The organism is Sphingomonas kaistensis (assembly GCF_011927725.1).
GTDB lineage: Bacteria > Pseudomonadota > Alphaproteobacteria > Sphingomonadales > Sphingomonadaceae > Sphingomicrobium > Sphingomicrobium kaistense.
This window is the reverse complement of sequence record NZ_JAATJC010000001.1, coordinates 289,347-302,126: the sequence shown is the minus strand read 5'-3', so window position 1 is coordinate 302,126 and position 12,780 is coordinate 289,347. Positions and strand designations below refer to the sequence as shown.

At 67.1% G+C, this 12,780-nt stretch carries 11 protein-coding genes, 1 tRNA gene and 1 pseudogene; 3 read left to right on the top strand and 10 right to left on the bottom strand.

Annotated features, from left to right (window positions below; all coding sequences use genetic code 11):
* Position 1: 1 nt before the first annotated feature.
* Together epsI and xrtV are read right to left on the bottom strand one after the other, a co-directional pair.
* A complete protein-coding gene (gene epsI, locus GGQ97_RS01420) occupies positions 2-697 on the bottom strand; it encodes an exosortase-associated protein EpsI, V-type (protein ID WP_168067300.1) in 696 nt (231 codons plus the stop codon).
* On the bottom strand, positions 690-1,571 hold the full coding sequence (gene xrtV, locus GGQ97_RS01415; RefSeq protein WP_168067299.1) for an exosortase V: 882 nt from the start codon (positions 1,569-1,571) through the stop codon (positions 690-692). Before xrtV ends, epsI begins: the two co-directional genes overlap by 8 nt.
* 127 nt (positions 1,572-1,698) lie before the next feature.
* Here xrtV and GGQ97_RS14240 point away from each other — a divergent pair.
* Positions 1,699-2,688, top strand: a pseudogene (locus tag GGQ97_RS14240) (glycosyltransferase family 2 protein); the annotation flags it as partial.
* Positions 2,689-2,755: 67 nt separating this feature from the next.
* On the opposite strand, the gene GGQ97_RS01410 reads toward GGQ97_RS14240, so the two are convergent.
* The 5 genes from GGQ97_RS01410 to GGQ97_RS01390 form a co-directional block, all read right to left on the bottom strand.
* Positions 2,756-4,063 carry a glycosyltransferase family 4 protein gene (locus GGQ97_RS01410; protein ID WP_168067298.1) on the bottom strand — a complete coding sequence of 436 codons (1,308 nt, stop codon included), beginning with the start codon at positions 4,061-4,063 and terminating at the stop codon, positions 2,756-2,758.
* Between the two features lie 127 nt (positions 4,064-4,190).
* Entirely contained in the window at positions 4,191-4,760 is a 570-nt protein-coding gene (locus GGQ97_RS01405) for an FxDxF family PEP-CTERM protein (protein ID WP_168067297.1), read from the bottom strand.
* A 129-nt stretch (positions 4,761-4,889) separates the two neighbouring features.
* Positions 4,890-5,414, bottom strand: a complete 525-nt coding sequence (locus GGQ97_RS01400; RefSeq protein ID WP_168067296.1) for a CAP family protein — start codon at positions 5,412-5,414, stop codon at positions 4,890-4,892.
* Between the two features lie 52 nt (positions 5,415-5,466).
* Positions 5,467-6,114: a L,D-transpeptidase family protein gene (locus tag GGQ97_RS14235; protein WP_342448418.1), complete on the bottom strand. Its 648-nt coding sequence runs from the start codon at positions 6,112-6,114 to the stop codon at positions 5,467-5,469.
* Between the two features lie 10 nt (positions 6,115-6,124).
* Positions 6,125-6,769 (bottom strand): PEPxxWA-CTERM sorting domain-containing protein, encoded by a 645-nt coding sequence (locus GGQ97_RS01390; RefSeq protein ID WP_168067295.1) that lies wholly within the window; start codon positions 6,767-6,769, stop codon positions 6,125-6,127.
* Positions 6,770-6,949: 180 nt separating this feature from the next.
* Between GGQ97_RS01390 and GGQ97_RS01385 the strand changes: the two genes are divergently transcribed.
* Together GGQ97_RS01385 and GGQ97_RS01380 are read left to right on the top strand one after the other, a co-directional pair.
* Positions 6,950-8,419: a mannose-1-phosphate guanylyltransferase/mannose-6-phosphate isomerase gene (locus tag GGQ97_RS01385; RefSeq protein ID WP_209022767.1), complete on the top strand. Its 1,470-nt coding sequence runs from the start codon at positions 6,950-6,952 to the stop codon at positions 8,417-8,419.
* Between the two features lie 156 nt (positions 8,420-8,575).
* On the top strand, positions 8,576-9,202 hold the full coding sequence (locus GGQ97_RS01380; RefSeq protein WP_168067294.1) for a PEPxxWA-CTERM sorting domain-containing protein: 627 nt from the start codon (positions 8,576-8,578) through the stop codon (positions 9,200-9,202).
* A 150-nt stretch (positions 9,203-9,352) separates the two neighbouring features.
* Here GGQ97_RS01380 and GGQ97_RS01375 read toward each other — a convergent pair.
* The 3 genes from GGQ97_RS01375 to GGQ97_RS01365 all read right to left on the bottom strand — a co-directional run bounded on the left by GGQ97_RS01375 (position 9,353) and on the right by GGQ97_RS01365 (position 12,780).
* A tRNA-Glu gene (locus GGQ97_RS01375) sits at positions 9,353-9,427 on the bottom strand.
* A 66-nt stretch (positions 9,428-9,493) separates the two neighbouring features.
* Positions 9,494-11,242, bottom strand: coding sequence for a single-stranded-DNA-specific exonuclease RecJ (recJ, locus tag GGQ97_RS01370; RefSeq protein WP_168067293.1), 1,749 nt, complete (start codon positions 11,240-11,242; stop codon positions 9,494-9,496).
* The gene (locus tag GGQ97_RS01365) at positions 11,239-12,780 is read right to left on the bottom strand and encodes a PH domain-containing protein (RefSeq protein WP_168067292.1); all 1,542 of its coding nucleotides are present in this window, start codon (positions 12,778-12,780) and stop codon (positions 11,239-11,241) included. Before GGQ97_RS01365 ends, recJ begins: the two co-directional genes overlap by 4 nt.

The window sequence follows — 12,780 nt, the reverse complement described above, 5'->3', positions numbered from 1 at the left end:
GTCAGGCGATCAGCACGTTCCGGTTGGCGCCCATCTTCGACAACAGCTGTTCCGCGAAATCCGCCAGGCGGGAAAAGGCCGCGTCCCTGTCGGTATCGATGGTGGAAATGCGGGTGAGGACGGCGTCCGGAATGATGCCCTTCAGATTGTCCATCGCGACGGCCATGCGCTGCTGGGCCCAGCTTAGCGGCATGTGATTGCCGACGCGGGTCCAGTAGACGATCTGCTCGGCCCGTCCGGGAATGGTCGCCGAAAGCTTGTTCACGTCGATCGCGCCACCGCCCACCGGAAGCGGCACGGGGACGATCGGGGACAGCTCGAACCCGCCTGCCGGATAGCAGAATTCGGGCCGGTGGATCTGCAGCACGCCGCTTTGGCCGGCGCCCTGCGCGACCAGCAACATCATCGGGGCGTCCTTGCCGTTGGTGTACACCCGGGTGACCAGCTGCGAATAAAGCGCCGCCGACAGCGCGTCCTCCGTCGGGACTACCAGGCCGCTGCTGGTCAGATAGTCCCACGCTCCGATCTGCTTCGGAATCAGGTCCTCAAGCTTGCGGTCGCCAAGGTAGCTGACGACCTCGCTCGGCTTGCGGGCATAAGCGGTGGCCGCCCCCGCAGCGAGCAGGCCGCCGACCAGGAAGCGTCGCCGATCGAGCGAAAGGGAGGGGCTTGCGTGAGGCTCGCGGCCATCAGACATCGACGGTCTCGTTCCTGGAATGCGGTCGGCGCCGGCTGGTGACGAGCGCTTCGATCGCCATCAGGGTGGCGAGTGCGGCGGCGAACGTGAGCAGTCCGGCAAAGTCGTGCAGGAACCCCTGCGCGGCCGCTTCGCCGGCATAATAAGTGATCAGGATCAGGATCAGGACGCGAATGAAGTTGGCCAGCACCGCGATGGGCAGGACCAGCAGCGCCATGCCGATGAACAGCGCCCTGTCATTCTTGTTCTTGAGATAGACGTAGAACATGCAGATCGCCGACAGGGTGAGAAGCGAATTGAGGCCGGAGCAGGCCGCCGCTACCAGCAGCTCGAACTGCGCGATCTGGATCATCACGCCCGAGCTGCCGATCGGATAGCCGAGCGCATAGAGGAACTTCACCGCGGCGCCCGAAATGGCGATCTTCACCGGTTGGGTGAGGACGGCGACAACCTGGTCGGGCGGTGGAAGCGCAAAGGCGAGATAGAGGATCGGGAACCAGCAGGCCCGCAGGACCGCGCCGCCGACCAGAAGATAGGCGCCGGCGACCACCGCCGCATACATCAGGAACACCTGCAGCTCGAGGATGCCGGTGATCCCCGCAACCACGTAGAGCGGGATCAGGACCAGCAAGGCACCAAAGCCGATCAGGCGATTGCCGGGAACCGCAAGGTGTCTGGCCCTGCTATATTCGCGGTAAAGCAGCCACAAACCGGTCGCCATCACGATCGGTCCGTGCCCGCCTTGCTCGGTGGTCCAGTTGAAGCGCGCGACCTCGACCATCGGCGGCACGACGAACAGCAGGAGGGCGGCGATCAGGACGAAATGGGAGAGCTGCCAACCGGCCAGCCCCGACGCCTTTTCTCGGTCCCTCACAAGCAACACTACATACCCGCCCTAATCCGCGTTGGCAGAAGAAGTAAATTGATCCAAGACGCTAGTCTCAAGCCGGGAGCATGGCAATCGCTGCCACGGACAGCCCGGGTGGAGAGACTTCGGACGCATGATTACCATCGTTGTTCTGGTCCTGCTTGCCCCGCTTCTGCTCATCAATTCCGTCTTCGCGCTTGAAGTGGCTACCGGCCTTGCACGTCGTCGAAAGCAGCAATGGCCTGCCCCGCTGGGCCGTACGGTCGTCATTCTGCCCGCGCATGATGAAGAAGCGGTTATCGGACGTACGCTGGCGGCACTTGTCGACGCTGCCGCCGGCGACTTCGAGATCATGGTGGTGGCCGACAATTGCAGCGACCATACCGCTGCGGTGGCGAGGTCGTTCCCCGTCGACGTGGTGGAACGGTTCGATCAAGAACGTCGCGGCAAGGGCTTTGCGCTCGCCTTCGCCCGCGATCGGATGCGCGCCAATCCGCCGCACTCCGTCATCGTCCTCGACTCCGACTGCCGCACCGACCGGGAAAGCCTGCGCGCGCTTTCCGGGGCCAGCCAGCACCTCCAGTCACCGGCGCAAGCCGTCAACCTGCTCGAGCCCGCTCCCTCGGCAGGACCGCTGGTCCAGGTTTCCTCCTTCGCCTTCCTGATCAAGAACTTGGTGCGCCAGCGCGCCCTCCAGCGGCTTGCCGGCAGCGTGCACCTGACGGGCACCGGAATGTGCCTTCCCTGGTCCCAGTTCGACGCGGCCGATCTTGCCACCGCCAGTATCGTCGAGGACATGCGGCTGGGGATCGAACTGGCCCGCAGCGGCAAGCATCCCCGGCTGATCGAGGATGCCGTCGTGTGGTCGCCTCATGCCGACCAGGCGCACACCCTCGGGCAGCGCAGCCGCTGGGAAGGCGGCTATCTCGCACTTGCCCGCGCCACGGCGCCGGCCTTGATCGGTCGCGGTCTGGCAAGCTTCTCACCCCGGGTGCTGGTCGCCGGCCTGGACCTGCTGGTCCCCCCGCTTGCCTTGCTGGCGCTGGTGAACATCGTCGCATTGGGCGCCGCAGCCGTGCTGGCACTAGCTGATATTGTCTCGTGGCTACCGGCCGTACTGCTCGCCACCATCGGCTGCGTCGCCGCGGTGGTCGTGCTGCTGGCCTGGTGGCGGGAGGGGCGGGCCTTTCTCAGCCCCTCGGCGCTGGTTCGCCTGCCGCTCTATCCGCTGTGGAAGCTGCCCATGTATCTGAAGCTGGCCCGCTCGGGCGCTCCAAAGCAGTGGCAGCGGACGGAGCGGCCTGGAGGAACAGGCGACGAAGCGCCTCCGCCGACGTCCTGATATCGAATTCGGCGGCGATCTTTGCCGGACCTGCAGCGCCCAGCCGCCGTCGCAACGCCGGATCGCTCGCCAGTGCCTTGATATGCGCTGCCAGTTCATCCCAGTTCGAAGGGGTGAACAACAGGCCGTCCTCCCCGTCGGTAACCAGCTCCGGAATGCCGGCCACGCGGGTCGCGATCACCGGCTTGCCGAGCGCCATCGCTTCCATGAGGACGATGGGCAGTCCCTCCATGAAGCTCGACAGCACCAGCGCGTCGCTACGGGCGATTTCGACCAGAGTGTCGGCTTCGGACAGGCGGCCGAGGAATGTCACATGGTCGCCGAGGCCCAGCCGCTCGACCTGCTCGTCGAGCTCAGCCCGCATCGGACCGTCGCCGACGATGAACAGCCGGGGCCGCTCGGCGACCGCGACCATGCTGATCGCCTGCAGCAAGCCACCGATCCCCTTCTCGGGAGAAAGCCGCCCGACGAGGATGAGGCGCAGCGCCGGGCCGTCGGTTTGCACGGGAGTTGGCAGCTCATCGAGCGCCAACCCGCAATGCACAACGGTCAACTTGCTCCATTCCCCCCCCTCCACCACCCGAAACGCCTGCGCGCGTCCAAAAAGGGATACGCATGCGACGAACTTCGACGCGGCGATCTTGTCGGCGAGGAGCAGGCCGGCCGGATAATCGAATTCCGAAATTCCATGGATGGTGAAACTCCAGGGTATTCCGACCTGGTGGCTGGCGAGCATGCCGACCGTCGCGCCGCTATTCGCGAAATGATTGTGAAGATGCCCGATCCTGCGCCGCCGCAGTTCGCCCGCAAGCACGATCGCCTCGGCGAAATGGGCCAGCGACAGCAAGGCGGACTTGATGCCCGGCGGGCGGTGGCGAAGCGCCAAAAGCAAGGTTCGCAACGTGCGGATCGGTCGACGGACTGCTTCACCCAGATGCGCGCCAAGAAACGTCAACGGGGACTGTCCAAGTACGAAGAACGTCCGAACGGCCTCGGCCTGGTCGACTGGAGAATTCAGATCCACGGCAGGCGGGACGCGGATGCTGAAGGTCTGGATGTCGACGTCGATCGCGCGCAGGGCGCTGACCTCACGCCGGATGAAGGTGTGGGAAGGCCCCGGATATTGGCTGGTGAGATAGGCGATGCGCACGGTCATGCGCCGTAGTGGACCGGCCTGCGGCCGAACATCAAGCCGCCGAACTGATCCTTGGTCACTGCACAAGAAAAAGGGTCCGGCGGGGCGGCCGGACCCTTCAACTTTTCCGTCGTACCTGTGTGGCTAGTTACGCAGCCTGATACAGGTGAGCGGTCTGGCGGCGGCGGCGCATCGAAAAGCCGATGGCGCCAAAGCCGACGAGCATCATCGCCCAGGTGCCGGGCTCGGGAACGGCTGCTGCGGCCGCGGTAAACGCGACCGAACCGCCGAACGAACCGCTCGAGGTGCCCGGGTTGCCGAGGATGTTCAGGGTGAACGTGCCGACGCCGACGCTGAAGTTGTTCAGCGCACGGGTTTCGTTCGGATCGGCGAGGATCTGAGCGATCGAGATCGGCCCGGCGAGGCCGGTTCCCGACAGGAAGACGTTGGAGAAGTCGGTGTCATCCGACGCCGACGTCGTCACCGAGGTCAGGTTGATGCTGAGCTGGCCGGCCACGTCGGTGGTGAAGGTCAGCACTTCGTTGAAGGGATTGGCGAGATTGGAATCGCTGAACCCGATGGTGAAGCCATTATTGGCGGCAGGATCGAGATTGGCGTTCACCGTGGTCTGCGCGGCAACGATCGTGGCAGCTTCGGCCGTTGCGGGCAAAGCAGTGGCGGCGATCGCGGTTGCGACCCCGAGTTTCAGCAATTTCATAACAGTCCCCTAACGATTGGAAAAGTCGATGGAATGGGATTTCCACCGCGTGTTCGTTAACGGGCTGGTAACTAATTCTGTTCCGATCAGATTAAGCGGTTTCGGATTAAGTCGCTCGGTTCATCCCGCTCAGCTAACGGCTTGTCCCCAAACATTGCCAGCGGTGCGGTAACGGCACACCATTACTTCCTCCGCACCACTATTACCGACCCCGCAGCCGACGTGAGTGGTGCGGCGCCAGATCAACTGCGTGTAGTGGGTAACGTCTTCCATCCGGCCGGTGCGGCTATTGTTGGGAAAGGTGCCGGGCTTGAACTGCTTTTTCTCGGCGATCCACAAGCCGACCATCGCTTCCGGCTGATAAGCCTGCGGCGTTCCGCCCCAGATATTCTCGCCAGTCTGTGGTTCATCGGGCTCGTCGGGCGAATGCTCGAATTTGCCGCTGCGGCTGAGATGCTCGGCCCAGGCAGCGGCGCCCTTGGCCAGCTCCGGATCCCATTGCAGGGGCGGCACCGCGACCGCGCTTCTTTCCCGGTTGTGGGCAGCAAGCAGGCGCTGGTCGAAGCTGGTGCGCGGGCCAAGGCTGCCGATCAGCAGCGGACTGGCCGCTGCCAGCAGCACAAGTTTGCCGAGTGAACGCCGCCATTCCCGCATCGAAGAGCCCTTTCGCGGGCTCCTTCATGCGCTTCAGGCTGTAAACTAATGGTTAGCCGGTCGCCTTCGGGCCGGGCGAGGGGGTGCGGACGATGGTGACCACGTCGCCGACCTTGGCCTGCGCGAACAGATGCCGCGCGAATTCGGTCGGCACGCCGACGCAGCCGTGGGTCGCGGCGCCCCACCGGACATTACTGCCGTGAATCGCCACCCCGTCGCCGGTCAGGCGAAGTGTGAAGGGCATCGGCGCATCGTACAGGCTGGAGCGATGGTCCTTGCCCTTCCACAGCACCGGAAAGCTGCCGAGCGGGGTTTCCTTGCTGTCGGCCCCGTACAGGGCGACCGCGGTGCCGATCTCGTGCCCGCCGCGAAACACGCTCAGCAACTGAGTGCGAAGATCGACGCGGATGGTGATCGGGCCGGCAGGGACGCCCTCGTCATTCCATTCGAAATCGCCGTAATGCATGCGGCGGTTCACCCGCAGCAGCGATAGCGGGACCTGCCTGAAGCCACCCTCGGCCGAAGCTTCCCGGCGTTGCTGGGGCGTCAGGGTGATGCGATCCTCGCTGCCGATCGGCGCAGCCGCGATCGCGGCCACCGGCTTGGCCGTGACCTGCGCCGAATGGGCGACCAGCGGCGACTGGGCGGCATATAGTCCGCCCGCGGCTGCGGCAGCAAGGATCAGGACCAGCCAGCGCACGCCGTCGCCCTCAGGCGGTCGCCAGGCGCGACTGCCGGCGCCGGCGGTTCATGGCAGTGCCGATCATGCCGAAGCCGAGCAGCATCGTCAGCCAGGTGCCGGGCTCGGGCACCGCGCTCACCGGGGTTCCGGGCGGGACTTCGCCGGTGGGCGGAACAGTGCCGGTCGGCGGCGGCGGGGGAAGCAGGCCGCCGCCACCGCCGATGATCGGCGTGCCGCCGCCGACCGGGGGCAGGCTGGCGACCAGGGTGGCGGGGTTGATGATGTCGGCGGTGGTCGGTGGGACCAGCGGCGCGATCGGCGGCACGATCTGCACCGGCGGCGGGGCGGGCACCACGACCTTGACCAATTGCTCCATCGGCGACGGTTTGGGCGGGAAGGTCTTGCCCAGCGCCCGCTCGCGCGGAACGAAGGCGAGCCGCTGCTTGACCTTGGTCTGGGTCAGCGCGCCCTTTTCACGCTCGCCCGGCGAACGCGCGTCGAGCATCGCCATCAATTGCTGGGCTGACGCCAGGCTGGGGAGGGCGATGCCCTGCGTTCCAAAGCTTCCGAGGCTGCCGAAACCGCCGACGGCGAGCGGAGCGGAGGCGATCGCGGCGAGGCAGACAAGCCCCACGACGGTGATGCGCGCCCTTGCGGCATTAACTTTCAGCACGCTCGCTCTCCGCACAATCATTTCCCAACAAGAACAATTAAAGTCTTGTTAAGTTTCCTTTCTACCCGAAGAAGCCGGTCTTGCGAAGGTCGTGCAGAGGGGGTGCGTCGATCCGGAACAGTGTGTGGTTAACGTGTTTTGGCCCGCGACGAGGGCCGGCATTGGCTTTAAGGCAGGTGAATGACCGACAGCGAACAGTCCCGCGCCGCCGCGATGCCGGCCTCCATCCGACCGGTGATCCTGTGTGGTGGCGCCGGCACCCGGCTGTGGCCGCTCAGCCGTGCGCAATTCCCCAAGCAGCTCGCCAGCTTCGACGGCGGCCCCTCGCTGCTGCAGAACACGGTGGCGCGCGCGTCGGGATCTTTGTTTTCGCCGCCGCTGCTGATCACTGCCGAGGATCAGCGCTTCCTGGTGCGCGACCAGGTCGAGGATGGCGGGGCCCAGCCCGAATGCATCATCCTCGAGCAGCAGGGCCGCAACACCGCCCCCGCGCTGGCCGTCGCCGCCCAGTGGCTGGCCGACCATCGCCCCGGCGAGGTCATGCTGGTGCTTCCGTCCGACCATGTGATCGACGACGTCCCGGCCTTTCACGCGGCCATCGCCCAAGCGCTTCCGCAGGTCGCGCGCGGCAAGATCGTCACCTTCGGCGTTCGCCCGACCTCGCCCCACACCGGCTACGGCTACATCCGGGTCGATCCGGAGGCACTGAGCAGCGGCCCGGTCGTCGACGTCGCCGAATTCGTGGAGAAGCCCTCGCTGGACAAGGCAGAGGCCTATGTCGCCTCGGGCGCCTACTTCTGGAACGCGGGCATCTTCCTGTTCCGGGCCGAGGATTTCCTGACCGAGATCGCCCAGCATGCCCCCGGCATCGCGGCCTGGGCCGCTGCAGCAGTTTCCGGCGGTGGCGCGGACGGGGCCTTCTTCCGGCCCGCGGAGGACAATGACGCGGCGCCGATCCAGCCCATCTCAGTCGACTATGCGGTGATGGAACGCTCGCGCCGGGTGGCGGTGGTGCCGGTCGACATGGGCTGGTCAGATCTCGGATCCTGGAACGAGATCTGGAGCCGGTCGGACCATGACGGCCACGGCAATGCACTGCAGGGAAGTGCGCTTGCCGTCGACACCGCCGGCTCGCTGGTCATCGCCGGCGGGGACACCACCGTCGCCACCCTCGGCCTCAAGGATGTGGTGGTGGTCGCGGTCGACGGCGCCGTTCTGGTCAGCGCCCGCGACCGGGTCCAGGACGTCGGCGCGGTGGTCAAGGCGCTCAAGGAAACCGGCGATTCCAATGCCGACCTCGGAAGCGTGGTCCATCGTCCGTGGGGCTCCTATCAGACCACCGATCGCGATGCCCGGTTCCAGACCAAGCGCATCATCGTCCGCCCCGGCGGCAAGCTGTCCAGCCAGCTCCACCATCATCGGTCGGAGCATTGGGTAGTGGTCACCGGTACCGCCGAAGTGACGGTGGGCGAGCGCACTTTCCTGCTGCACGAGAATGAATCGACCTACATCAGTGCCGGGACCGTCCACCGCCTGGCCAACCCGGGCAAGGTCCCGCTGCACTTGGTCGAGGTTCAGTGCGGCACCTATCTCGGCGAGGATGACATCGTGCGCTTCGACGACGTCTACGGACGCGCCGACCAAGGCTGACAAACGGCCTCGCTTGCCGTTCTCCAAGGTACTGTTAGCGTTTCATTAACTTTATTTTCGGTGCGCCGGAACAAGATGGTTAACGCATGCGTCGTGCGCTTCGGACCAAGAGGTTGCTTCTGAGCATCCCCGTGTCGCGTATCGGAGATTCATGCGATGAAGAAACTAACGACCCTTGCGGCCGCGTCGGCACTTGCCGTGGCCGTGGCCACCCCGGCTTCGGCCGCCATCACGGTTCAGGCCGGCGCCGGCTTCGTGCAGCCGTCCGAGAATGTTCTCGCCAACACCACCATGACCGGCACCACCGTCATGGGCAGCACCAACCAGACCAGCACCGCGGTCAGCGTGACCTCGAACGAGTCGATCACGACCAGTTCGTCCAACGGCCAGTCGCGCTTCGTCGCAGCTGACGGGTCGGCGCTCGATCAGGCGACCATCTCGCTCACCGGTGGCGGCACGTTCACTTCGGCTGAGTTCAATCTCTTCAATGCCGCGGCCGATACCAGCTCGGTGACGATCTTCGTCAACGGCATTGCCCAGACCTTCAGCCTCGCCAACGGCCAGAATTTCTTCGGCTTCTCGGCCACCGGCGGTGACCTCATCACATCGATCGCGTTCGACACCAACGGAAGCGGCGTCGCCGATCTTCGTCAGGTCCGCCTCGGCGGTGTCGCCGCCGCGGTTCCGGAGCCCGGCACCTGGGCGCTGATGCTGTTCGGCTTCGGTGCCGTGGGCGTTTCGATGCGCCGCCGCCGCCGCACCCACCTGCCCCAGTTCGCCTGATCCATCTGCCGCTCCCGTCGGGGGCGGTGGACACGGCAAGAAAAAGCCCGGTGCCCACAAGGCGCCGGGCTTTTTCGTGCCGGTGTTACAAGAGTATTGCGCCGCCCTGCCGTCACACCAGAGGCTGCCCCCCGGCAGCACATTCAGGTGTGGTGACCCCTACGGGACTCGAACCCGTGTTTCAGCCGTGAAAGGGCCGCGTCCTAACCACTAGACGAAGGGGCCGTCTGGGCGGGCCGCTGCTAGGCGAAGGCGGCGGGAGGGTCAAGTCAAACGCACCTGAGATTTTGGTCAGGCCAGCGCCGCATCCTCGAGGTGCAGCTCGGCCGCCTCGCCGCCGTTCCAGCTATCGCGATGGACGGTGCCGGCGAGCCACAGTTTCCGGTCGCCCGGCATCGCCAGTAGGGCCTGCCCGAGCGGCGTGTCGGCGGCGCGAAAGGCGATCCACTTGAAGCTCGCCCCGTCGGCCCCGCAGGCGATCCCGCGGACATGGCCGTTGCCGACCACTCCGACCCGGATCAGGCGGGCCTCACCCGCCGCCACCCGCGGCTGCGGCCAGCCGACGCCATAGGGCCCGGCCTGGTCGAGCGAATCGCATAGCCCGCCGGCGATCCCGCGCGGCGCGCACATGGTGTCGAGGATCAGCGCGCGGTTGGCGGTGGCCTTTGCGACGTCGTCCGCCAGCCGCTGGCCAAGATAGTCGCGGAAGGCGCCGACGCCGCCCGGCGCCAGGGTGACCCCCGCCGCCATCGCATGCCCACCGCCGCCAATCGCAAATCCCTCGTCCTTCGCCGCGAGCACTGCTGCGCCAAGATCCACGCCGGTGATCGAGCGGCCGGAACCCTTGCCGATCCCGTCCTCGCCGACCGCAACAACGAACGACGGTTTGCCGACCCGTTCCTTGATCCGCCCTGCGACGATCCCGATCACCCCCGGGTGCCAGCCCTCGGCGGCGACCGTGACGACCGGGTCTCCCTCCATCGCCAGTGCCTGGGCCAGCGCCTCGTCGAGCACGACCTGCTCGATCCCGCGCCGTTCCTCGTTCAGGCGGTCGAGCTCCTGCGCAATGGCGCGGGCTTCCTCGGGGTCGGTGGTGGTCAGCAGCCGCACGCCAAGGTCGGCGCGTCCGACCCGCCCGCCGGCGTTGATCCGCGGCCCAAGCGCAAAGCCGAGGTCGCGGCAGGTCGGCGGCCCCTTCAACCGCGCGGCCTCGGCCAATGCGGAGAGGCCGAGGTTGCGGCCGCCGGCCATCACCTTCAGCCCCTGTGTCACGAATGCGCGATTGAGCCCGTGCAGCTTCGCGACGTCGGCGACGGTGCCCAGCGCGACGAGGTCGAGCAATTCGATCACCCGCGGCTCGGGCCGGGCGGCGAAAAAGCCCTTGCCGCGCAGCGTCCGGACCAGCGCGACGCCGAGCAGGAAGGCCATGCCGACCGCTGCGACGTGGCCGTGGCTCATCCCCGTCTCGCCTTCGTCCAGCCGATTGGGATTGACCAGCGCGTGGCACAGCGGAAGCGCGGCCGCGCATTGGTGATGGTCGACTACCACCACGTCGAGTCCGGCCTCGCGCGCCCCGGCCAGCGACTCGAACGCCTGCGCGCCGCAGTCCACCGTCACGATCAGGCTCGCCCCGCGCGCCTTGAGGGCCAGCAGCGCCGGCAGGTTGGGGCCATAGCCCTCGGCCTGGCGGTCGGGGATATGGACCAGCGCCTCCACGCCTAGCTGGCGCAGCAGCAGTACCAGGAGCGCGCTGCTGGTCGCCCCATCGACGTCGTAATCGCCGAAGATCGCGACCGTCTCTCCGCGCAGCACCGCGTCGGCGACCCGCTCGGCCGCGGCGTCCATGTCGCGGAAATGGCTGGGATCGGGCAGCAGGTCGCGCAGCGTCGGATTGCGATAGCGATCGAGCTCGTGCGGGCTCACCCCGCGGCCGAGCAGCAGCTCGTCGAGAAGAGCGGTGCCGAGTTTCTCTTCCGACTGTGGCCGCCGCCAGCGCCAGGCCTGTCCCGACAGCGACTGCGTAACTCCAAGCGCGTTCATGGCTGCGCCGATAGCAGTTCCCGGTGCAGAAGACTCGCCTGATCTCGCGGCAGGGAGGGGACGATCTGTCCGCCCGATCGCCCGCCCGCGACATCTACCGCCAGGCTGGCGATTCCGAACCGCCGCGACAGGCTGCTTTCCCGCAGTGTCACGCTCTGGACGTTGCGGAGCGGGACGAGGAGGGTGCGGCGGCTCCACCAGCCGGTACGGATCAGCAGGCGCCCGGCCTCCAGCGCGTAAGCGGTGTGGCGCCACTCGAACCAGCGCAGCAGCCCGAGCCCGGCGACCCCGGCGAGGGCAAGCAGCGGCGGCGCGACATAGGCCTCTGCGGGGGCATTGAGGGCGGCGAGGAACAGCAGCCCGGCCACCGCGCCCAGCAGCATCAGCGCCCCGACCACCGCCACGAAACTGGTAAGGTGACCGCGCGACACTGGCCGCCAGGGGGTCGCCTCGTCCGGAATGGCAAGGCCGATGGCCGCTGCGATCCCGGCGACTTCGTCCTCGGTCGCAAGCGGCGCCAGGACATGATCGTCGCGACCCTCCTTGCCGGGCTGCCCGCCCTCGCCGGCCAGGCTCAGCACCTTGAACGCACGCCAGCCGAAGCGATTGCGAAGCGGCCCGGTGGCGATCAGACCCGCCTGGATGCGCCGTGCCGGAAGGGAGACGTCGGTCCTGGTGAGGAGGCCTCGGCGGCGGCGGAAGCCGTTGCCGGTACGGTCGAGCCGGAAGCCATAGTCGCGCAGGACAGTCCGTACGATCCCGGTCGCCAGTCCCGCCAGGACCAGCACCGCGACCCCTGCGACCGCAAGGCCGATGCGGTGGGCGAGAAGCCAGTCGCCGAGCCCGTACTGGCTGAGGATCGGGGTCCAGAACGTGCGCTCGAACGGATCGATGTTGAGCGCGTCGCCGACCGTCTGGCTGGCACCGAACAGGCCCGCGAAGATTGCCAGGCTGAAGTTGAACATCCCCAGCGTCAGCAGACGCCGCAAGTCCATCGCGAACAGGGGAGGGTCCTCGTCGCGCTCGATCACCACGGCCGCCGGCTCGCCGACCGCGGCGCCGCTCGCCCCCAGCCGCATGGTCCGGACATGCTCGCGCAGCGCCTCGGCGCGGTGGAGGGCGATGCCGTCCAGCACCCCTTCCTCCTTGCCGGCGCCCGACCCTCCGGTCTCCAGCGTGACCCGGGCGATCCCGAACAGCCGTTGCAGCGGCCCCTGCGCGATGCTGACGTCGGCGACCCGGTCGAACGGGATGGTGCGCTGGTTGCGGCTGAGGATGCCGCTGTCGATGCGAATGGCGTCGCTTCCGACCCGGAAGGAGAAGCGCCGCCAGTGCAGGAAGAGCGCGGCCGGGCCAATCACGCACAGGGCGCCAAGCACGATCAGCGCCAGCGAGGTCCGGCCCTGGAAGGCGAAATAGCCGCCCGCCGCGATGCCGCCGATGAAGTTGCGCGCGGCGCGCCCCAGTCCGCCCAGCAGGGCAAGCGGGTGCAGCCGCTCGGGCGGGGCCTGGTCGGCGGTCAGCGCAAGCTCGCTCAC